Source organism: Pantoea sp. X-Soil-YNGN-775 (assembly GCF_059730575.1).
In genome coordinates this window covers 2,477,920-2,499,047 of record NZ_AP035945.1, presented here as the reverse complement: position 1 = coordinate 2,499,047, position 21,128 = coordinate 2,477,920, and the positions used below count along the sequence as shown (strand labels likewise).

General features: G+C 57.6%; 15 protein-coding genes and 1 tRNA gene. 15 read left to right on the top strand and 1 reads right to left on the bottom strand.

Features of this window, described 5'->3' with window-relative positions; genetic code table 11:
* The first annotated feature begins 134 nt into the window (after window positions 1–134).
* The gene (locus AC6I8I_RS11835) at window positions 135–1,226 is read left to right on the top strand and encodes a YncE family protein (RefSeq protein WP_312760144.1); all 1,092 of its coding nucleotides are present in this window, start codon (window positions 135–137) and stop codon (window positions 1,224–1,226) included.
* A gap of 127 nt (window positions 1,227–1,353) precedes the next feature.
* Here the strand turns inward: AC6I8I_RS11835 and AC6I8I_RS11830 are convergent.
* A tRNA-Asn gene (locus AC6I8I_RS11830) sits at window positions 1,354–1,429 on the bottom strand.
* A 505-nt stretch (window positions 1,430–1,934) separates the two neighbouring features.
* Between AC6I8I_RS11830 and AC6I8I_RS11825 the strand changes: the two genes are divergently transcribed.
* From AC6I8I_RS11825 to AC6I8I_RS11760, 14 genes are all read left to right on the top strand, one after another.
* Window positions 1,935–2,858 (top strand): sugar ABC transporter substrate-binding protein, encoded by a 924-nt coding sequence (locus tag AC6I8I_RS11825; RefSeq protein ID WP_069729732.1) that lies wholly within the window; start codon window positions 1,935–1,937, stop codon window positions 2,856–2,858.
* A gap of 32 nt (window positions 2,859–2,890) precedes the next feature.
* Window positions 2,891–4,375 carry a sugar ABC transporter ATP-binding protein gene (locus tag AC6I8I_RS11820; RefSeq protein WP_312056106.1) on the top strand — a complete coding sequence of 495 codons (1,485 nt, stop codon included), beginning with the start codon at window positions 2,891–2,893 and terminating at the stop codon, window positions 4,373–4,375.
* A gap of 23 nt (window positions 4,376–4,398) precedes the next feature.
* On the top strand, window positions 4,399–5,424 hold the full coding sequence (locus AC6I8I_RS11815; RefSeq protein ID WP_312056111.1) for an ABC transporter permease: 1,026 nt from the start codon (window positions 4,399–4,401) through the stop codon (window positions 5,422–5,424).
* A 478-nt stretch (window positions 5,425–5,902) separates the two neighbouring features.
* Window positions 5,903–6,820, top strand: a complete 918-nt coding sequence (nac, locus tag AC6I8I_RS11810) for a nitrogen assimilation transcriptional regulator NAC (protein WP_031376306.1) — start codon at window positions 5,903–5,905, stop codon at window positions 6,818–6,820.
* Window positions 6,821–7,881: 1,061 nt separating this feature from the next.
* Window positions 7,882–8,841: an HTH-type transcriptional regulator Cbl gene (cbl, locus tag AC6I8I_RS11805; RefSeq protein ID WP_312056624.1), complete on the top strand. Its 960-nt coding sequence runs from the start codon at window positions 7,882–7,884 to the stop codon at window positions 8,839–8,841.
* A 158-nt stretch (window positions 8,842–8,999) separates the two neighbouring features.
* Entirely contained in the window at window positions 9,000–10,457 is a 1,458-nt protein-coding gene (locus AC6I8I_RS11800) for an NAD-dependent succinate-semialdehyde dehydrogenase (protein WP_312056626.1), read from the top strand.
* Between the two features lie 448 nt (window positions 10,458–10,905).
* The gene (locus tag AC6I8I_RS11795; protein ID WP_312056628.1) at window positions 10,906–12,375 is read left to right on the top strand and encodes an aldehyde dehydrogenase family protein; all 1,470 of its coding nucleotides are present in this window, start codon (window positions 10,906–10,908) and stop codon (window positions 12,373–12,375) included.
* 28 nt (window positions 12,376–12,403) lie between these two features.
* Window positions 12,404–13,072 carry a haloacid dehalogenase type II gene (locus tag AC6I8I_RS11790; RefSeq protein ID WP_312056629.1) on the top strand — a complete coding sequence of 223 codons (669 nt, stop codon included), beginning with the start codon at window positions 12,404–12,406 and terminating at the stop codon, window positions 13,070–13,072.
* 10 nt (window positions 13,073–13,082) lie between these two features.
* On the top strand, window positions 13,083–14,360 hold the full coding sequence (locus AC6I8I_RS11785) for an NAD(P)/FAD-dependent oxidoreductase (protein WP_312056630.1): 1,278 nt from the start codon (window positions 13,083–13,085) through the stop codon (window positions 14,358–14,360).
* Window positions 14,361–14,440: 80 nt separating this feature from the next.
* Entirely contained in the window at window positions 14,441–16,048 is a 1,608-nt protein-coding gene (locus AC6I8I_RS11780) for an ABC transporter substrate-binding protein (protein ID WP_312760676.1), read from the top strand.
* Window positions 16,049–16,172: 124 nt separating this feature from the next.
* Window positions 16,173–17,129, top strand: coding sequence for an ABC transporter permease (locus AC6I8I_RS11775; protein WP_312056634.1), 957 nt, complete (start codon window positions 16,173–16,175; stop codon window positions 17,127–17,129).
* Window positions 17,126–17,977, top strand: coding sequence for an ABC transporter permease (locus AC6I8I_RS11770; RefSeq protein ID WP_031377057.1), 852 nt, complete (start codon window positions 17,126–17,128; stop codon window positions 17,975–17,977). Before AC6I8I_RS11775 ends, AC6I8I_RS11770 begins: the two co-directional genes overlap by 4 nt.
* Window positions 17,974–19,638 carry an ABC transporter ATP-binding protein gene (locus tag AC6I8I_RS11765; protein WP_497827874.1) on the top strand — a complete coding sequence of 555 codons (1,665 nt, stop codon included), beginning with the start codon at window positions 17,974–17,976 and terminating at the stop codon, window positions 19,636–19,638. The genes AC6I8I_RS11770 and AC6I8I_RS11765 overlap by 4 nt, the downstream gene beginning before the upstream one ends.
* 153 nt (window positions 19,639–19,791) lie before the next feature.
* The gene (locus AC6I8I_RS11760) at window positions 19,792–21,123 is read left to right on the top strand and encodes an NAD(P)/FAD-dependent oxidoreductase (RefSeq protein WP_312056640.1); all 1,332 of its coding nucleotides are present in this window, start codon (window positions 19,792–19,794) and stop codon (window positions 21,121–21,123) included.
* Window positions 21,124–21,128: the final 5 nt, after the last annotated feature.

The window sequence follows — 21,128 nt, the reverse complement described above, 5'->3', positions numbered from 1 at the left end:
CGGACATCAATCAAGCGGGAAATAGGGGCCGCAATCTGCCGGCTAAGTTGATTACCGGTTGTTAATGCGTATGATTCTCATTCTTCCGCGCGGTCACACGGACCGGCGCGATTCATCCCTTGATGGAGTTCAGCATGAAATCGTTGTTAAGTCCGCGCAAAGCCGCTGTTGCCCTGGCCGTTGCCGCTGCCTTTGGCCTGACCGCCTGTCAGGCCCCGGCCAAAAAAGTCGACGCGCCTGCTGCTGAAGCAGCAAAACCGATTGATACGTCGGTAACGCAACGCGCGCTGGGAGATGGACTGTACGAGATGGCCTATTCACCGGCGTCCAAAGCACTGTTTGTTGCCAGCGCTCAGGGGTTTAAGGATGTCAATGGCGGCATGATCTATCGCCTCGATCCGGCCACGCTGGACACCAAAGGTGAAACCCATACCGACCTGAAAAACTTCGGTACCGCTATCGATCAGCAGGGCAGCGTGTTTTACACCACCAACTCGCTGGATGGCGCGCTGTCTAAAGTGGATGCGCAGAGCGGCAAAGTGCTGCAGCGGCTGGTCTTCCCCGGCAAGATCAGCAAAGAGGGTTATCCTGCCGGTGCGCGTGAAGTGCTGTGGCACGGCAATGAATTATACGTCGGCCGGGTCGCCGATCCTGGCTATATCTCGGTGGTAGATACCAAAACCTTTAAGCTGAAAACCGAGATTAAAAACGCCGGTAAATGGGTCACCGGCATCATCTATTCCCCGCTGACTGAACGCATTTATGCCGCCAACGGTTCCGGCGAAATTCTGGTGATCAATCCGCGCAGTCACAAAATCGAAAAACGCCTGACCGCGGGTGATGGCAAAGAATACCTGTTCCTTAACATGGCCGAAGATCCGGCTACCGGCCGTCTGTTTGTCACTGACGATTCCAAAGCCAAAACCACGCTGGTGTTCGACGAACGCAGCGGGAAGGTGATCAAACGTATCGAAGGCGATGCGCTGGGCATTAAGTTCAACCCGCAGCGTAATGAACTCTACATCAGCCAGCGTGAATCGAAAAAAGTGCTGCAGCTGGACGCCACCACCTACGCGGTGAAAAAGAGCTGGTCGTTTGATAAAAACCCTAACAGCCTGCTGATTGGACCGGATAACGCCACGCTGTACGTCACCCTGAAGGCCGGGTTTAACAAGGACTCGTCGACCAAAGGCACTGACGAAATCGTGCGAATTGCGCTGAAGTAATCGCCTCAGCGCCTGCCCGGTTACGCCGCGCAGGCGCTGCAGAAGCAGTACGATGCGGTAGGCTGGCGTATTAAAAGCCAACAGCAAAAAGCCCGCTCAGGTTTCCCTGAGCGGGCTTTTCTAATTCTGGCTCCTCTGACTGGACTCGAACCAGTGACATACGGATTAACAGTCCGCCGTTCTACCGACTGAACTACAGAGGAATTGCTGGAACGGGGCGAATATTAGCGGCGCAGGTTCAGCTTGTCAAAGCCCTCTTTGAGGAATTGCGTTCAGATGCTCGTAAAAGCAGCGGAATGGCGTTTTTTTAAGTTTTTCGGTGACTTTTCAAACTGCCAACAGGATCTCAATTTGAAGGCATTTCTCCATAGATGTTAGAGGCGTGTCAAAGTTTTGTTATTTGACGATGTTAAAACAATCATTTCAGTGCTTTTATGATAAAAATTTCAAAACGTGATTATATGGAATAAATAAACTGCTTATCATCACGGACGCAACTGTTATGAAAAAGTAAAACAACATTTTGAAATTAACTACTTGGGAATCAAGTGATTGTGAAAAGGAGTGGTCGGTCACAAAAATAGCCAGAACCGAAAGTCTTACCTCAAATTTACCGAAACAGACGCCAGTCCGGTTGGATGAATGTAAAAGATATTTTTCATTCGCAGTGTCAGCCACTGAGCAAGTTAACAAATAAGAAGGGTCCCTATGAACATCAAAAAAACGATTGTCGCCTCACTGTTAGCCTGCATGTTGCCTGCCGCCGTGATGGCAAAAGATCTCTCTGTCGGTGTCTCTATGGCACTGTTTGACGACAACTTTCTGACTATTCTCCGCACCTCAATGCAGAAAGAGATGCAGAAAGATGGCGTCAAAGGTCAGGTAGAAGATGCCAAAGGTGACGTTTCACAGCAGCTGCAACAGGTTCAGACCTTCATCGGCCAGGGCGTTGACGCCATTATCGTCAACCCGGTCGACACCAACGCGGTGAAGCCGATTATGGATCAGGCCAGTAAAGCCGGTATTCCGCTGATCTTCGTTAACCGTCGTCCGCAGGCTGAACTGACTGACAAAATGGCCTACGTCGGTTCCGATTCCGAACTGGCCGGACGTTTACAAATGGAAGCACTCGCCAAAGCGATGAACGGCAAAGGCAACGTCGCCATTCTGATGGGCGACCTGGCGAATGAGTCGACCCGTGACCGCACCAAAGGCGTAGAAGAAGTCGCCGCAAAATTCCCCGGCATCAAAATCGTGCAGAAGCAGACCGCAAAATTCATGCGTAACGACGCGGTGGATGTGGTCAGCAACTGGATGACCGCTGGCAACGACATCAATGCCATCGCCTCGAACAACGATGAAATGGCAATCGGTGCCTTACAGGCGCTGGGCAAGAATCCCGACAAAATCCTGATTGCTGGCGTCGACGGCACGCCAGATGCGTTACAGATGCTGAAGCAAGGCAAGATGATCGCCACCGTCTTCCAGGATGCGCAGGGCCAGGGTGAAGGCGCGGTTCAGGCTGCGGTGAAGCTGGCGAAGGGCGAAAAAGTACAGAAAGTTATCAATATCCCTTACCAGTTGATTACTAAAGAAAATATGGACCAGTTTACCCAGCGTAACCTGAAATAATCGTTCCCGACCCAGCTGTACGGAGGTGATGTATGACCGCTTTTGCGCTTGAAGCCGAAGGCATCAGCAAGTTCTTCCCCGGGGTGAAGGCACTCGACAACGTCTCGTTGCGGGTGCGTCCGGGAACGGTACATGCCTTGATGGGCGAAAATGGCGCGGGCAAATCCACTTTAATGAAGTGCCTTATCGGGATGTATCGTCCCGATAAGGGCACCATTCGCATTAAAGGGGAGCCGGTGCAGTTTCAGGACACGATGGATGCCTTGCGTTCCGGTGTCTCGATGATCCACCAGGAGCTGAATCTGGTGCCGTACATGACGGTGGCCGAGAACATCTGGCTGGGTCGTGAACCGATGAAGTTTGGCTTTGTCGATCACGCCCGCCTGAATCAGATGACGCAGACGCTGCTGAACCGACTGAACATCCGCCTGAAAGCCGATCGTATGGTCGGCGATTTGAGTATCGCCTCGCAGCAAATGGTGGAAATTGCCAAAGCCGTCTCGTGGGATTCTGACATCGTCATCATGGATGAGCCCACCTCTGCGTTAACTGAAACTGAAGTTGCGCATCTGTTTACCATCATCCGTGACCTGCGGGAGCAGGGCAAAGCCATCATCTATATCAGTCACAAGATGGATGAAATTTTCACCATTACCGACGAAGTGAGTATTTTCCGCGACGGCAGCTGGATTGGCAGCGACCAGACGGCGAAATATACCCGCCAGTCCTTGATCACCCAGATGGTCGGACGTGAACTGACCCAGCTGTTCCCGAAATTTAATAATGCGATTGGTGAAGAGGTACTAACGGTTCGCAATCTGAGCTGCAAAGACCGCTTCACCGACATCAACTTCAGCGTTCGCCGTGGCGAAATCCTCGGCGTAGCCGGGCTGGTGGGCGCGGGCCGCAGCGAGGTAATGGAAAGCCTGTTCGGGATGGAAAGTTTCGATAGCGGTGAAATTTTGATTGATGGCGTGCCGGTCAATATCGACTCGCCGTCCACCGCGATTGACAAGGGAATGGCGTTTCTCACCGAAGATCGCAAAAAGTCCGGGCTGTTTCTGGTGCTGTCAGTGATGGAAAACATGAGCATCGTCAACATGCCGGAGTACAGCGGAAAAAGCGGTTTTGTCAGCCATGTGAAGATGGCGCAGGACTGCATGGATCAAATCCGACGGCTCAACATCAAAACCCCGACCATGGATCAGATCATCAACAACCTCAGCGGCGGCAACCAGCAAAAAGTACTGATTGCCCGCTGGCTGCTGGCGCAACCCAAGATCCTGATTCTGGATGAACCGACGCGCGGTATCGACGTCGGGGCAAAAGCGGAGATTTACCGCTTAATCAGTGAACTCGCCAACCGTGGCGTAGCCATCATCATGGTGTCGTCTGAATTGCCGGAAATTCTCGGCATGAGCGACCGGGTAATGGTCATGCACGGCGGGCGTATAACCGGCATCCTCGATAAAGAAGAAGCCGATCAGGAAACCATTCTGTCGTTGGCATCCGAGTGAGGCGCGAGACAACTATGAGCAACATGAAAGCCACTGCCACCCCGGCAACTCCGCAGCAACCCTCCTTTTTCGCCAGTCTGCGTCACAAATTGCCGAAAGATACCGGCATTTTTGTGGTGATGGTGGGGATAGCGTTAATTTTTGAAATGTTCGGCTGGTACGTGCGTGACCAGTCTTTCCTGCTCAACACCAACCGTCTGATCCTGATTGTGTTGCAGGTGGCGATTATCGGGATTATCGCGGTAGGCGTGACCCAGGTGATCATTACCACCGGTATCGACCTTTCGTCCGGGTCGGTCATCGCCCTGACCGCCGTAGTCGCCGCCAGCCTGGCGCAAACCTCGGACAGCCTGTCGCCGATGTATCCGTCGCTGGTGAATATGCCGGCGGTGATCCCGATCGCCGCCGGCATCGGGGTCGGCTTGCTATGTGGTCTGGTGAATGGCGTATTGATCACCCGCACCGGTATCCCGCCGTTTATTGCCACCCTCGGCATGATGGTGTCGGCGCGCGGTCTGGCACAGTATTACACCCAGGGTAACCCGATCAGCTTCCTCTCCGATGGCTTTACCTCTATCGGACAGGGCGCGATGCCGGTGGTGATCTTCCTGGTGGTGGCGCTGCTGTTCCATATCGCCCTGAAGCACACCCGCTACGGTAAATATGTTTACGCCATCGGCGGTAACATGACCTCCGCCAAAGTCTCGGGTATCAAGGTTAATAAGTACCTGATCATCGTCTATACCATTGCCGGTGCGCTCTCTGGCCTGGCAGGTGTGGTGCTGGCGGCCCGTGTCAGCAGCGGACAGTCAAGCATGGGGATGTCTTATGAGCTGGATGCGATTGCCGCAGCCGTAATCGGCGGCAGCAGCCTGATGGGCGGCGTCGGCCGCATCACCGGTACGCTGATCGGTGCAGTGATCCTCGGCCTGATTAAGAGCGGATTCACCTTTGTCGGTGTCGATGCCTATATTCAGGACATCATCAAAGGGATCATCATCGTTGCCGCGGTCTCAATTGATATGCATCGCAACCGTAAAAAACGCTGATTTGCCACCGGTAGTGCGCCGCCGCAACCCGGTGCATGCATTGCCCTCTCTGTTGTATAGCGGAGAGGGCAATGTTCAGTCTGATCCCATCAAATTCCCGCCAGCGATAAGAAATCCCACTGATAACGTTTACATGACAGCCCACCTCACCAACGCCTGGAGCCAGGCGCTGCGCGCCTTATCTGGTTACCGCTGCACTAAAACTGATCTGCAGGTCATCACTTTTATGCACGCCTGACTCGCAGCCGCTGCACTATTGCGGTGCGTGGCCGGCAGTTTTGTCTTTGGGTAGCCTATCGCTACCGCTTATTAACTCTTAAGAGGTAATCAGAAACGCTTATTTTCCGGCGCGTTAGGAAAATTCTGGTTGAACTGACCGCCGCCCGGATGAAACCTGGCCTGCATCTTGCAATTTCCTTATCAACAACGCGGTTGGCTCAGACCAATTTAGCTATTCGGGGTTAGTGACGGAGGCAAGATGAATTTAAGACGACTGAAGTACTTTGTTAAAATCGTCGATATCGGCAGTCTGACTCAGGCGGCAGAAGTGCTGCACATCGCCCAGCCTGCGCTGAGTCAGCAGGTTGCGACGCTGGAGAACGAACTGGATCAACAGCTGTTGATTCGCACCAAGCGCGGCGTCACACCGACTGAAGCCGGTAAGATTCTCTACTCGCATGCACGGACCATCCTGCGCCAGTGTGAGCAGGCACAAACCGCAGTGATTAATGCCGGCCAGGTGTTAAGCGGTCAGGTTTCGATTGGGCTGGCTCCGGGTACGGCGGCGTCATCGCTGACCATGCCGTTGTTGCAGACGGTGCGCGATCAGTTCCCGGAGGTGCTGGTTTATCTGCATGAAAACAGCGGCAGCTCGCTGAATGAGAAAGTGATGAACGGTCAGCTGGATATGGCGGTGCTGTACGATCGTGCGCCGACCGCTGGCATTAACAGCATGCCGCTGATGAAAGAGGAGCTGTATCTGGTTGGTGCTACCGACTGTCCGGGTGCCAGTGTCGATCTGGCTGATGTGGCGCAGATGAGCCTGTTTCTGCCGCGCGACTACAGTGCAGTGCGCAAACGTGTTGATGAAGCGTTTTCACTGCGTCGCCTGAGCGCACGTATTATCGGCGAAATCGAATCGATCTCTACGCTGACGGCGGCAATTTCCAGCGGTATGGGCGTCACGGTGCTGCCGGAATCCGCCGCACGTTCACTGGTTGGCTCGACTAATGCCTGGATGGCGCGGATCAACAGCCCGTCGCTGAGCCTGCCGTTGTCATTAAATATCTCCGCCCGTTTACCGTTGTCGCCGTCGGCGCAGGCGGTAAAAAACATTTTGCTGTCGCTGCTGAATAAGCCGATGAGCGAAGAACGTGAGTTGATGTTGGTGAGTTAAGGGGGCGGGTTAGGTTACGCTTGCTGCGGGCTGGTATTGAGTGGGTTACGCTTGCTGCGGGCTGACATAGAGCAGGTTACGCCCGCCAGGCGGTGGGGAGTTTCAGCCTGCCTGAGCAGGCGGACGCGTCAAGGGGCGGACGCCCGCCCCTTAACAATCCCGGCGTCCGGCGGCCTGCGCGCCACGCTGCGCGCGGTGCCTTCGTCACTCTCTGCGGCCGACGGACCGGCCGGACGCGCCATCCGTGGCGCGATCCGTCCTTTCGCCGACCTCCTGTCGGCTCTCCTGGCCTCCGTTCATTCCTCAGCGCTGCGGACGCCTCTGGTAAAACCCCCGTCTGTAAATCTTCTTTCTTGTATAAGGTCTGGTGTTGCCTGATGCCTGATGGCTGGGATTACGCCTGGCGGCGGTAATGGATACTTTCCTTATCTGACGACTAACGGTCCTGAACGCAGAAAAAGCGCTAACAGTGATAGTGCTCACTCATTACAGCGACAAAGCACCAAACAAAGGAAAAAGAAATAACAGCGAGGGGTTAGGGAGGCCATCTGAAGCGCTGAGCGGATGAGAGATTTCAGGACGAGCGACAGGGATGTCGCGAAGAGGCGGGATCGCGCCAGGGATGGCGCGTCCCGGTGTTCCGTAAGAAATCCGGAAGAGGCGAAGGGACCGCGAAGCGGCGGTGAAGCAGGCCGGAGCCCGGGGTCAAGGGGGCGCGGCGACTGGCGGCCCCTTGTCGGTCGCCGGCAGCGGCGAAACTGAAACTGCCGCAGCCGGCAGGCGAACGAAACCTGCTCATAGCCAATTCGCGCAGCGAACCCCTGTCCGCTACCGGCCAGCAAACGAAACCTTCTCTCAGCCCCGTTCGCGCAGCGAACCCCAGCCCACAGCCAGCCGGCAAACGAAACCCACTCAGCCCCGTTCGCGCAGCGAACACGCTCCCCCCTCAATCCCACCTCTTTATTCCCTATTGTCATATAAGTAACTTTTTTAGTATTTCCGGTTATCAATAATTGTTCTTACCATCAACACATCAGATTACGTAAAGGGAGGTAAATACCGTGAATTTCCAGCAACTTAAAATCATCCGCGAGGCGGCACGCTGTGAATTTAATTTAACGGAAGTCGCCAATACGCTATTTACGTCCCAGTCGGGTGTGAGCAGGCATATTCGTGACCTTGAAGATGAACTGGGGGTCGAAATTTTTATCCGGCGGGGCAAACGCCTGCTGGGCATGACTGAGCCAGGAAAAGCATTGCTGACTATCGCCGAACGCATTCTCGATGAGGCCGGCAAAGTGCGTCGGCTGGCCGATGTTTTTACCAATGAAACCAGTGGCATCCTGACAATCGCCACCACCCATACTCAGGCGCGCTACAGCCTGCCGAAGATCATTAAAGCGTTTCGTCAGCTCTATCCCAACGTCCGGCTGGAACTGAATCAGGGGTCGCCGCAGGAAATTGTCAGCATGCTGCTGGCAGGCGAGGCGGATATCGGCATTGCCAGTGAAATGCTGGTCAATAACAGCAGCCTGGCGGCTTTCCCATGGTTCAGCTGGCATCACGCTTTACTGGTGCCGAAAGAGCATGAGCTGGTGCAGAATCAGCCGGTGTCGCTCAGTACCCTCAGTCGCTATCCGCTGATCACCTATCGTCAGGGGATCACCGGACGGTCACGCGTTGACCGGGCTTTCCAGTCAGCCGGACTGAAACCCGACATTGTGCTCAGCGCGCAGGACTCCGACGTAGTGAAAACCTACGTTAAACTCGGTTTAGGCGTCGGGATACTGGCCGATCAGGCATGCGAAACGGAAGAGAACGAAGATCTGGTCCGGGTCGAGGCGACGCACCTGTTTGATGCCAGCACCGTCTGGCTCGGCCTCAAGCGCGGACAGCTACAGCGTAACTACGTCTGGCAATTCCTCGAATTGTGCAACGCTAATCTGTCGCTGGAAGAGATCAAACGTCAGGCACTCTCCTACGGTAATGAAGATGAGCCGGTAATCGACTTCCAGATTTAAAGTGGATGCGCATCCGCCAGGGTGCGCTTCTCGCCGCACGGCATAAAATTTCTTTTCGCGACGAAAAATTCCTTTCCGCTTCTTTCTCCTCTCTGACAACAACATCCTGCGCTGAGCCACCGCGATAAAGTGGAATCAGCCGATCACAAGGGGATGTTATGTCGCGACTACAACTGAAAGATAGCGATCTACTGCGCCAGCAGGCGTTGTTCGCCGGACGCTGGCAGGGCGCACAGCAGGGCGCCACGCTGCCGGTTACCGATCCTGCCACTGGCGAAACCATCGCCACCATTCCGGCGCTGGGGAAAACCGAGACCGGGCAGGCGATTGCGCATGCCGAATCGGTCCGCGTTGCCTGGGGAAAAACGCCCAATGCCACGCGCGCGGCGCTGCTGGAGAAATGGCACCAGCTGATTATTGACCATGCCGACGATCTGGCGATCATCATGACCGCCGAGCAGGGCAAACCGCTGGCAGAAGCCAAAGGTGAGGTGCTGTACGGTGCCAGCTTTGTTAAATGGTTCGCTGAAGAGGCGCGCCGCATCTATGGCGACACCATCCCGGCCCCCAGCGATGACCGCCGTATTCTGGTGCTGAAACAGCCGGTCGGCGTGGCAGCCGCCATCACGCCGTGGAATTTTCCGATTGCGATGATCACCCGCAAAGTCGCCCCCGCGCTGGCCGCTGGCTGCCCGATCATAGTCAAACCGTCTGAACTGACGCCGCTCTCAGCGCTGGCGCTGGCGGTACTGGCGGAGCGTGCCGGCTTCCCGTCTGGCGTGCTGCAGGTGCTTACCGGTCTGCCGACCGAAATCGGTGAAGCGCTGACTGCCAGCCGCACGGTGCGCAAAATCTCCTTTACCGGCTCTACCCGGGTCGGACAACTGCTGATGCAGCAAAGCGCTGACAGCATCAAACGCCTCAGCCTTGAGCTGGGCGGCAATGCCCCGTTGATCGTATTTGACGATGCCGATATTGAGATAGCGGTGGCCGGGGTGATGGTCAGCAAGTTCCGCAATGCCGGCCAGACCTGCGTCTGCGCCAACCGGATTCTGGTGCAGCGCGACATCTATCCACGCTTTAGCGCCAGACTGCTGGAGGCGGTCGCCACCCTGAAAGTCGGTGATGGCTTTACGCCAGGCACCACCATTGGCCCGCTGATCAACAACCGGGCAGTAGAGAAAGTGAACGGACACATCGACGATGCTCTGAGTCAGGGTGCCACGCTGCTGACCGGCGGGATCAGCCGCAACAACGGTACCTTTGTTGAACCGACGGTGCTGGGTAACGTGACCAGTAGCATGCGTATCGCCCATGAAGAAACCTTCGGCCCGGTCGCGCCGCTGTTTATTTTTGATGATGAAGAGCAGGCAATTGCGATGGCTAATGACACGCCGTATGGGCTGGGAGCCTACTTCTTCACTGAAAATATCCGCCGGGCGTGGCGGGTGGCGGAAGCGCTGGAGTTCGGCATGGTCGGCTTCAATACCGGGGCAATTTCATTAGAAGTGGCACCGTTTGGCGGGGTGAAATTATCCGGCATTGGCCGGGAAGGTTCGCGATATGGAATTGATGAGTACCTGGAACAAAAAACATTTCATATCGGCAGCCTCTGAATAAGCAGTGAATAAAAACGCGTCAGCCTGCATTTCGGGCTGGCGTTTTTTTTACAGAAAATTTCCTAAACCGTTTTTTATTTATCTGCACCCTGAAAAAGCTGGAAATTTATCAACGATGTGAACTGCGTCGATAAATTGGCGGTGAATTTCTGTCGTCCGGTGCAACGCTGACCGATGGATGTCCGTAATGGTGCAATTTCCGTGCGCGTTGCACCCGTGGAGTGCATAAATTTTGTGAAGTAAATCATCTGTTTAATTGTTCGGCAATTCCGCAAAAATTCCTCCGTCAATACGGCAGAAAATTTTTTTGCGCTGTTTTAAACGCATTTTTATTTTTTGCCCGGCTGGCATACTTTCTGCATTAGCTTATTAACGCGATGACTAAGCGACGGTTAAAAGGCTAATAAGCCAGTGAATGACGGGTGTAACAAATAAGGATTCTTCCATGTTAAGTTTCGACCCTGAAAAAGTTTCTCTTCCGGTTGGCCATTATATTGGCGGCCAGCATCTGCAGAGCCAGGGCGCGCCCTTTGCGGTAAAGCGTCCCTCCGACGGCAAGGTGTACGCCACGCTGCATGACGCCACGCCGCAGGATGTCGACCATGCCGTGACCGTGGCTCATCAGGCGCTGAAAATCAGCGGCTGGTCCGGCTGCGCACCGCGTGAGCGCGGTCGGGTATTGCGGCGCTGGGCCGATCTGATCGAGCAGGACCCGCTGCTGGCTCAGCTTGAAGCGCTCGGGTCGACCCGGCCAATCAGTGATGTGGTGCTGCACGAAATCCCGTTCACCGCCGAGGCAATTCGCTTTTATGCCGAATGCGCCGACAAATACAGCGGTGACCTGTTTCCGACCCGCGACAGCAGTCTCGGTATGCTGGTGGCCGAACCTTACGGGGTGATCGGGGCCATCACCCCGTGGAATTTCCCGCTGTCGATGGCGTCATGGAAGTGCGGACCAGCGCTGGCAGCCGGTAATGCCGTGGTGCTCAAACCTTCTGAACTGACCCCGTTTTCTACCGTGCGACTGGCCGAACTGGCGATTCAGGCTGGCTTACCGGCCGGGATCCTCAACATCGTGCAGGGCAGTGGCGCGGTGACCGGCAGTGCGCTGGTGAAACATCCTCTGGTGCGCAAAGTCTCATTCACCGGCTCCACTCTGACTGGCGCACGCATCATGAGCGATGCGGCGCAGTTCGGCATGAAACCAGTCACGCTGGAACTCGGCGGTAAAAGTCCACAGCTGGTATTTGATGATGCCGGTGACCCGGACATCCTGGCGCAGCGCATTTTGCGGGGTTTCACCGCCAACGGCGGCCAGGCCTGCGTGGCGGGCACCCGCTTAATCGTCCAGCGCGGCATTGCCGATGCGCTGACTGAACGGCTGGCGCGGCTGTGCCGTGAAGTGACTCCGGGCGTCACCTGGCACGAAGGCAGTCGCTATGCGCCGCTGATCGATGAACGTCAGGGCAACAAGGTCTGTTCAGTGATTGAAGCCGCCAAAGCGCAGGGTGCCGAGGTGCTGGTGGGCGGTGAACGCTTCGCGGATACCGACGGCGGCTGGTTCTGGCAACCCACCTTGCTAAGCCACGTCAGCCAGGACAATCCGGCAGTGCAGCAGGAAATTTTTGGTCCGGTGCTGACCATCCAGCCGTTCGACGATGAAGAGCAGGGTCTGGCGCTGGCGGCACACGACACTTACGGCCTGTGCGCGGGGGTTCACACCCTCAGCCTGCCACGTGCGATGCGGGCGATGCGCGCCATCGACGCCGGCACCGTCTGGATCAACCGCTATGGCCGCTCCGGCGATTTCATTATTCCAACCGGTGGCTTCCTGGGATCGGGCATCGGCAAAGATTTAGGGCGTCAGGCATTTCAGGCCTGCCAGCGCCAGAAAAGCGTACTCATCGATTTCTAAGCGCAACTGACAATGACGAGGTTGTTACATGGCACTGTTTAAACCGAAATACATCACGTTCGACTGTTACGGCACGCTGATTCTGTTCGACATGGCCGGTGCCGCGCAGCGTCGCTTCAGCGACCGCATCGCCCCGCAGCAGATGCACGCGTTCACTACCGATTTCTCCAGCTATCGGCTGGATGAGGTACTGGGCGCCTGGAAACCCTATTACGACGTGGTCAGCAACGCCCTGCAGCGTACCTGTAAAAAGTGGGGCGTCAGCTGGGACAAAACCGACAGCGACTTTATTTATACCGACTGCGCCAGCTGGGGACCGCATCCCGACGTGCCGGCCGGGCTGGCAAAGGTAGCGAAAGAGTTTCCGCTGGTGCTGCTGACTAACTCGATGAACGACCTGATCCCGCATCACGTGCCGCGTCTCGGTGCGCCGATCCATATGACCATCACCGCAGAAGAGGCGGGGGCTTACAAGCCGCAGATGAAAGGCTTCGAATACATGCTGGAGAAGCTCGACTGCCGCCCGGATGAGATCCTTCATGTCTCTTCCAGTTTCCGCTACGACCTGATGACCGCGCACGATCTTGGCATCAAAAACAAAGTGTGGGTCAACCGCGGTCACGAACCGGCTAATCCGTACTACCAGTACACCGAAATTAAAGACATCGGCGGCCTGCCAGGCGTCGTTGGACTCTGAGGATAGCGCCATGAAACTGGAATCGTTCTGGCAAGCCACCGCACCGGCCTTTAGCGGGGCCGCCACCGACCCGCTGCCGTCACAGGCAGATGTGGTGGTGATTGGCGGAGGCTTTACCGGCGTCTCGGCGGCGCTCAGCCTGGCGCGCAGCGGCCTCAGCGTGGTGCTGCTGGAGAGCGGCGAAGTGATGAGTCAGGCCTCGTCGCGTAACGGCGGCCACTGCAATACCGGGGTGGCGCATAACTTTGCCGCGCTGGTGGCGAGTCAGGGACTGGAACAGGCCAGTCGCTTCTATCGGGCCTTTGATGACGCGGTCAGCTACGTCGAACAGCTGGTGCGGGACGAACAGATCGACTGCGATTTTCGCCTGTGCGGCAAACTCAAGCTGGCCAGCAAAGCGACCCACCTCGCCGGGCTGCGTGAAGCCGCCGAGCTGATGCGCCGTACGGTGGACCCGGAGATTGAGCTGCTCGACAAAGCAGAGGTCCGGCAGGAGATCGGCAGCGATGATTTTCACGGTGGCCTGCTGCAAAAACGCGGCGGACAGATGCACATGGGCAAGTTTGGCGTCGGACTGGCCAACGCCGCGGCCCGAAGCGGGGCGAAAATTTACCCGCATCATGCGGTGACCCGGCTGGAGCGACTTAGTGGCTATCAGCATCGGGTGCATACCGATCAGGGCGTGATTCAGGCCGATAAAGTGCTGATGGCGACCGGCTGCTCCAACGTCGGACCTTTTGCGTGGTTTCAGCGCCGCATCGTGCCGGTCGGCAGCTTTATCGTGGTGACCGAGGCGCTGGATGAAAACTTGCTGCGCCAGGTGTTGCCGCACGATCGCACCTACGTCACGTCACTCAACATCGGTAACTATTTTCGCAGCACCGCCGATCGTCGACTGGTGTTTGGCGGCCGGGCGCGTTTTGCGGTCAGCAACCCAACCTCCGATTCGCGCAGCGGCGAGATCCTGCGCCGCGCCATGACGCAGATGTTTCCTCAACTCAGCAATACGTCACTGGCCTACTGCTGGGGCGGCATGGTCGATATGACAGCCGATCGTTTGCCGCATGCCGGTGAGCAGGATGGCCTGTTCTATTCGCTGGGTTACAGCGGCCACGGCACCCAGATGTCGGTGTGGATGGGGCGGGTGATGGCCGATCTGCTGGCCGAAAAACAGACTGAAAATCCCTGGCAGCGTGCGTCATGGCCAGCGCTGCCCGGTTATCACGGCAAGCCATGGTTTTTGCCCCTCGCCGGGCTCTATTACAAAGCAAAGGATCGCCTGTCATAAATTCCCGCCGGGTTCAGGCCACCTCCGGCCACCGGAAGAGTCACTTCACGTTCGCTTGATGGTTTATTGAGGGTGTACAGATGAGCAAATTTGATAATAAAGAGCCTGACGCGGTCAATCCGGCACTGACGCGCATGATCACCGAAGGATCGCTGTCACGCCGTAGCCTGATGAAAATTCTCTCGGCTGGCGCAGTGATGAGCAGCGGCCTGATCGGCTTCTCCGGCGCGGCACTGGCCGATGATAAGCCGGTCAAAGGCGGCAAGCTGCGGGCGGCGATGTCGAACGCCTCCGCCACGGACACCCTTGATCCGGCAAAAAGTAACAACAGCGGCGACTACACCCGCCAGTACATGTTTTACAGCGGCCTGACCGAGCTGGATAAGAGCCTGATGGCGCAGCCGGCGCTGGCCGAATCGCTGGAGTCCAGCGACGGCATCAGCTGGCATATCAAACTGCGCCAGGGCGTTACCTTCCACGACGGCAAACCGTTCACCGCTAAAGATGTGGTCTACTCGCTCAGCCGCCATAAAGATCCGGCCGTCGCCTCCAATGCTTTCAAGCTGGCCGATCAGTTCAAAACCATCAGCGCAGCTGGCGATCATGAGGTGCTGCTGGAGCTGAATAGCGCCAACTTCGATGTGCCTTACATGCTGGCGACGCCGCCGTTCCTGATCGTGCAGGATGGCACCAAAGATTTCAGCAAGGGCATCGGTACCGGCCCGTTCATCTGCAAAGCCTTTATGCCGGGCGTGCGCTCGATTGGCAGCAAAAACCCCAACTACTACAAGCCCGGCTTACCGCATCTGGATGAGGTTGAGCTGATTGGTGTTACCGATAATGCGGCGCGGGTCAATGCGCTGATGTCGGGCGATCTGCATATGGTCTCCACCCTGTCGGCGGCCGATTGCAAACGCATCAAGGCCACCGCTGACTTCGGCGTGCTGGAGAGTAAATCGGGCATGTACACCAACCTGATTGTGCGCACCGACGTCAAGCCGGGCAGCAACGAAGATTTCGTGCTGGCAATGAAATACCTGCAGCCACGTGAAATGCTGGTCAAAACCGTGCTGCAGGGCTACGGCGACGTCAGCAACGACACACCGGTTCCGCCGTGGCACCCGCTCTACAACGCCGATCTCAAACCGCGGCCACTCGACGTCGAAAAGGCGAAGTTCCACATCAAAAAAGCCGGCATGACCGGTTCGACGGTGGAGATCATTACCACCCCGAATATTGAAGGCGCCAACGAAGGCGGCCAGCTGATTCAGCAGGTGGCGCGCGGGGCGGGTATCAACTTCAAAGTGCGACGCGTGCCGTATGACGGTTACTGGTCTTCGCACTGGACTAAAGATCCGGTGGGATACGGCTCGATAAACCCGCGTCCGACGCTCGACATGCTGTTCTCACAGTTTTATCTCTCTAGCGCACCGAATAACGAATCAGGCTGGAAGAATGCACAGTTCGATCAGCTGGTGATTGCCGCACGTGGCGAGCGCGATCAGGCGAAGCGCAAGCAGATGTATGGCGATATGCAGGCGCTGATTTATGACCATTGCGGCACCATTATCCCGACCTTTATCAGCTCGACCGACGGTTACAACAAAAAGGTAAAAGGGGTGGAAGCCTGGCCGTCGGGCATGATGATGGGTTATCGCTTCCATGAGTTTGCCTGGCTGACCGCCTGATCCGGCACAGTGCTGACCATCCTCACGTACCAGGTGTACGTTCCGGTTGTTCCGCGCTGTCCGCGTCCGGACTGCCTGTAAACATTACGCCTGGTGGACCAGGCTCGTCATAAGGAGTACGCCGATGAACCGATACATGATGATGCTGATTGCCCGGCGGGTGGGAGCCGGCATCCTGACTTTACTTATCGTCTCGGCGGTGGTGTTTTTTATCACCAGCCTGCTGCCGGGCGATGCGGCGCAGATGATCCTTGGGCAGAACGCCACGCCAGAAACGGTCGCAGCGTTACGTCAGCAGCTGGGCTTAGATCAGCCGCTGCTGATGCGCTACTTCAGCTGGCTGGCCGGGATGCTGCAGGGTGATTTCGGCACTTCGTTTGCCAGTCATTTGCCGGTCTCGCAGCTGGTGGCGCAGCGTATTCCGGCCACCTTTGAACTGGCGGCCATCACCACCCTGATCTGCGTGCCGCTGGCGTTGATTATCGGCATCATCGCGGCGATGAACCGTGGTTCACGGCTTGATCGGGTGCTGGTGATCGGCACCATGGCGACGGTCGCAGTGCCGGAGTTTCTGGTGGCGACGGTGGCAGTACTGATTTTTGCCGTCAAGCTGCACTGGGTGTCGGCGATGTCGTTCGGCAGCCCGGACAGCGATCTGCTGAGCTACCTCAAAGCTTACGCACTGCCGGTGCTGACCTTGTGCTGCGTGCTGGTGGCGCAGATGGCGCGTATGACGCGGGCGGCAATCATCAATCAGCTCGACAGCCCCTATCTGGAGATGGCGCTGCTGAAAGGCGTATCGCCTCTGCGGGCGGTGCTCCGTCACGCACTGCCCAATGCGGTCGGGCCGATTGCCAACGCCATTTCACTCAGTCTCTCCTATCTGTTTGGCGGCGTAATCATTATCGAAACCATCTTCAGCTATCCCGGCCTCGCCAGTCAGCTGGTGGATGCGGTCAGCAACCGCGATCTGCCGGTGGTGCAGCTCTGCGTCATGCTGTTTGCTGCCTGTTATCTGGTGCTGCTGCTGGCGGCTGATGTCCTGACCATCGCGTTTAACCCAAAATGGAGAAGCGCATGAATACCCTCCTGCTTCCCGTACGTTTTTTTCAGTCGCTCTCCTGGTCGGGACGACTGGGATTGCTGATGTCACTGTTCTGGCTGCTGATGGCGGCATTCGGTACTCAGCTGGCACCGCACAACATTGATGATATCGGCGGTGGACCGCTGATGGGCGGCCTGACGCCGGATAACCTGCTGGGCACCGACTACCTCGGGCGCGACATGCTGAGCCGCATTCTGTACGGCGCGAAGTTCTCCATCGGTCTGGCGCTCAGCGCCGCGCTGCTGGCCAGCCTGATTGGCACGCTGCTGGCGCTGCTGGCGGCGGTGGCTGGCCGCTGGCTGGAGGAGCTGCTGGGACGCGTCAACGATGCGCTGCTGGTGCTGCCAGGCAAAGTGCTGTCGCTGATGATTGTCGCGGTGTTCGGTTCGTCGCTGCCGATGCTGATCCTGACTGCGGTCTTCACCTACTGGCCGGGCGCATTCCGCATCGCATTCGCCATGGCCAGCACGCTGCGCAGTATGGATTACGTCCGCGCCTCGCGGCTGCGCGGTGAAAGCCGCTGGTACATCGCGATTCATGACATTCTGCCTAACATGGTGCACCCGATGCTGACCGATTTTGGCCTGCGCTTCGTCTACATCGTGCTGTTGTTAAGCGGCCTGAGTTTTCTTGGCCTCGGCGTTCAGCCCCCCTATGCCGACTGGGGGACGCTGGTGCGCGAAAATATCCAGGGACTGTTTGATGGCTCACCCGCGGTACTGATGCCGGCGCTGGCGATTGCCAGCCTGACCATCGGGGCCAACCTGTTTATCGACAGCCTGCAGGCGATGCGTCCGATGACGCTGGCGAAGGAGGGAGCATGAACGTGATGCCACATACTGCAATGCCGGTGATTTCGGTAGATAAGCTGCGCGTTACCGCGCAGACCGATCGCGGCGAAGAGATCGATCTGGTCTCCGACATTCACTTTACCGTTCAGAAAGGCGAAGTGCTGGCGCTGATAGGTGAATCCGGCTCGGGAAAAACCACCATCGCCATGGCGCTGATGGGCTATGCCCGCAGCGGCTGCCGCATCGCCGAAGGCAATATTCACGTGGCGGGCACCGACGTCAACAGCCTGTCGCCGGGCCAGCTGCGCGCCTTTCGCGGTAATAAAGTCTCGTATATTGCCCAGAGCGCCGCCGCATCTTTTAACCCCGGCATGAAGATTCTTGATCAGGTCATTGAGCCGGTGGTGATCCACGGCACCATGACCCGTAAAGCGGCCAGGGCCAAGGCGATTGGCCTGTTTCGCGAACTGGCGCTGCCCGACCCGGACACCATTGGCGACCGCTTTCCGCATCAGGTTTCCGGTGGGCAACTGCAACGCCTGATGACGGCGATGGCGCTGATTGGCGATCCGGACGTGGTGATCCTCGACGAACCCACCACCGCGCTGGACGTCACCACTCAGGTGGAGGTGCTTAAAGCGTTCCGCCGCGTGGTGGCACAGCGTGGCGTCACCGCCATTTACGTCAGCCACGACCTGGCGGTGGTGGCGCAGATGGCCGATCGGATTCTGGTGCTGCTGCGCGGCCAGATGGCGGAGTACGGCACTACCGCCCATCTGATTGGCGCGCCGCAGGCAGAGTACACCCGGTTACTGATGGATGCGGCACGACAGAAAGAGCGCCCCAGCAACTGGTGCCCGGCGGCGGCTGATGTCCAGCCACTGCTGGAGGTGCGCGATCTGAATGCAGGTTACGGTCCGCGCGGCAGTGACGGCCACCCGAAAGTACGCATCCTGGAAGAGATCAACCTCAAGCTGTGGAAGGGGCAGGCAATCGGCATCATTGGTGAATCGGGTTCAGGTAAAACCACGCTGGCGCACGCCATCGCCGGGCTGAACGCGCCGAGTCACGGCCATATTCTGTTCAACGGCCACTACATTGCCGGGGATATGCAAAAACGTCCTGACAACGAGCTGCGTCGCATTCAGTATGTGTTTCAGATGGCGGACACCGCACTCAATCCAGCGCACAGCGTCGAACGCATTCTGTCGCGGCCGTTGACCCTGTTTCACGGTCTGAGTGGTGCGGCGCGGCAACAGCGGCTCTGGCAGCTGCTGGATCTGGTCAAATTGCCGCGCAGCGTGTTGTGGCGTCGCCCATGGGCGCTGTCCGGCGGGCAGAAACAGCGGGTGAATCTGGCGCGCGCACTGGCAGCTGAGCCGGATTTGATCCTGTGTGATGAGGTGACCTCGGCACTGGATACCGTGGTGGCCGCAGCGGTGCTGGACTTAATCAGCGAGCTGCGCCGCGAACTGGGTCTCTCAGTGATCTTTATCAGCCATGATATGCATGCGGTACGTGCGGTGTGCGATGAAATCGTGGTGATGAAGAGCGGACGTATCGTCACTCAGCTGGCGCGCAATGATTACGATAAGCCGACCAGCGAGCTTTACTTCGAGCGCCTGAAGCGGGCGGTGCCGGAACTGCGTCAGGGCTGGCTGGATGAGCATGAAGAGATACTGAAAGCAGAGTAGTCCCGTTGCGTTATTCGCCGGACAGCGGCGGGGCGCAGCGAAGCACATCTGACAGACGCCTCTGCCCACGATGGCAGAGGCGCGGAGCTGGGCCGGCGGCCGGTTTACCGGATCGCGTTCGGCCTGATAACTAATAACAGAGGTAGCAATGCTATGCCTGCACCGATTCGTTATGTACAGGACAGTGCAAACTTTCCCGAGGCCGCCGATGTGGTGGTGATTGGCGCCGGCATCGCCGGGGCTGCCGCCACCTGGGAGCTGGCAAAACAGGGCCTGAAGGTGGTGTTAATTGAAAAAGGACTGGTGGGGGCAGAGCAATCGAGCCGCAACTGGGGCTGGTGTCGCCAGCAAAACCGTGATGAGCGTGAATTGCCGCTGATTATCTATGCCCTGCAACGCTGGGGGGAACTCAACGCCGAAACCGGTGAAGAGCTGGGTTTTCGCCGCAGCGGTCTGGTCTACGCCACTCAAATTGAAGCGGATATCGCCGCATGGGAGAAGTGGGGTCAGATGGCGAAAAGCTATGGTGTTCGCAGCGACATCCTGACTGCCGAACAGGCGAAAGCAATGACGCCTGGCAGCACCACCGCCTGGCGTGGGGGCGTTTCATCGCCGACCGATGGCCATGCCGAACCGCGTCTTGCCGCACCAGGCCTGGTGATGGGGGCGCAGAAGCAAGGCGCGCTGGTGTTCCAGCAATGCGCGGTGCGTGGACTGGATATTGCCGCAGGCCGGGTCAGCGGCGTCTGGACCGAGCGCGGCCTGATCAAAACCAGTCGGGTAATCTGTGCCGCGGGTGCCTGGACCTCGATGTTCTGCCGTCGTCACGGTATCGATCTGCCGCTCGGCAACGTGATTGGCACCGCCTTCCGCACCCAGCCGATTGAGCAGGCGATTGCCATGCCGCTCTACACGCCGGGCTTCGCCTGTCGGCCACAGCTGGATGGCAGCTACACCGTGTCAGTTTCCGGACGGGGACGGCTGGAGCCGGGAGCTCAGGGGCTGCGCTATGCCCGTCAGTTCTATCCGACCTTTAAAAGCCGGCGTAAAAATCTCACCCTCAACCTCGGCATTACCGCGTTCTTCCGCGGCCCGGAAGCGATGGGCCGCTGGGAATTTGACCGCATGTCGCCCTTTGAACGAATGCGCATTCTCGATCCGGCGGCGGATGCGCATATCGTCGAAGAGGGGCTGGCGGCGATGCGTCGGGAATATCCGGCGCTGGCTAACCTGCGGCTGGCACAGTCGTGGGGCGGCATGATCGACAGCACTCCGGACGCGATTCCGGTGATTTCAACGGTGGCAAAACTGCCTGGGCTGGTGTTATCAGCTGGCTATAGCGCGCACGGCTTCGGCATCGGGCCGGGTGCCGGACGGCTGGCCGCCGATCTCGCCACTGACGCCACCCCGATCGTCGATCCCAGACCTTATCGCTACAGCCGTCTGGTTGACGGCAGCGGCTTAGAAACCCCCGGCATGATGTAAGGAGA

Bases quoted from the DNA above. Each gene is read 5' to 3' on its own strand.
- AC6I8I_RS11800 (WP_312056626.1), top strand. From the start codon at position 9,000: ATGTCGCGACTACAACTGAAAGATAGCGATCTACTGCGCCAGCAGGCG.
- AC6I8I_RS11815 (WP_312056111.1), top strand. From the start codon at position 4,399: ATGAAAGCCACTGCCACCCCGGCAACTCCGCAGCAACCCTCCTTTTTC.
- AC6I8I_RS11775 (WP_312056634.1), top strand. From the start codon at position 16,173: ATGAACCGATACATGATGATGCTGATTGCCCGGCGGGTGGGAGCCGGC.
- AC6I8I_RS11825 (WP_069729732.1), top strand. From the start codon at position 1,935: ATGAACATCAAAAAAACGATTGTCGCCTCACTGTTAGCCTGCATGTTG.
- AC6I8I_RS11760 (WP_312056640.1), top strand. From the start codon at position 19,792: ATGCCTGCACCGATTCGTTATGTACAGGACAGTGCAAACTTTCCCGAG.
- AC6I8I_RS11795 (WP_312056628.1), top strand. From the start codon at position 10,906: ATGTTAAGTTTCGACCCTGAAAAAGTTTCTCTTCCGGTTGGCCATTAT.
- nac (WP_031376306.1), top strand. From the start codon at position 5,903: ATGAATTTAAGACGACTGAAGTACTTTGTTAAAATCGTCGATATCGGC.
- AC6I8I_RS11765 (WP_497827874.1), top strand. From the start codon at position 17,974: ATGAACGTGATGCCACATACTGCAATGCCGGTGATTTCGGTAGATAAG.
- AC6I8I_RS11770 (WP_031377057.1), top strand. From the start codon at position 17,126: ATGAATACCCTCCTGCTTCCCGTACGTTTTTTTCAGTCGCTCTCCTGG.
- AC6I8I_RS11820 (WP_312056106.1), top strand. From the start codon at position 2,891: ATGACCGCTTTTGCGCTTGAAGCCGAAGGCATCAGCAAGTTCTTCCCC.
- AC6I8I_RS11780 (WP_312760676.1), top strand. From the start codon at position 14,441: ATGAGCAAATTTGATAATAAAGAGCCTGACGCGGTCAATCCGGCACTG.
- AC6I8I_RS11790 (WP_312056629.1), top strand. From the start codon at position 12,404: ATGGCACTGTTTAAACCGAAATACATCACGTTCGACTGTTACGGCACG.
- AC6I8I_RS11785 (WP_312056630.1), top strand. From the start codon at position 13,083: ATGAAACTGGAATCGTTCTGGCAAGCCACCGCACCGGCCTTTAGCGGG.
- AC6I8I_RS11835 (WP_312760144.1), top strand. From the start codon at position 135: ATGAAATCGTTGTTAAGTCCGCGCAAAGCCGCTGTTGCCCTGGCCGTT.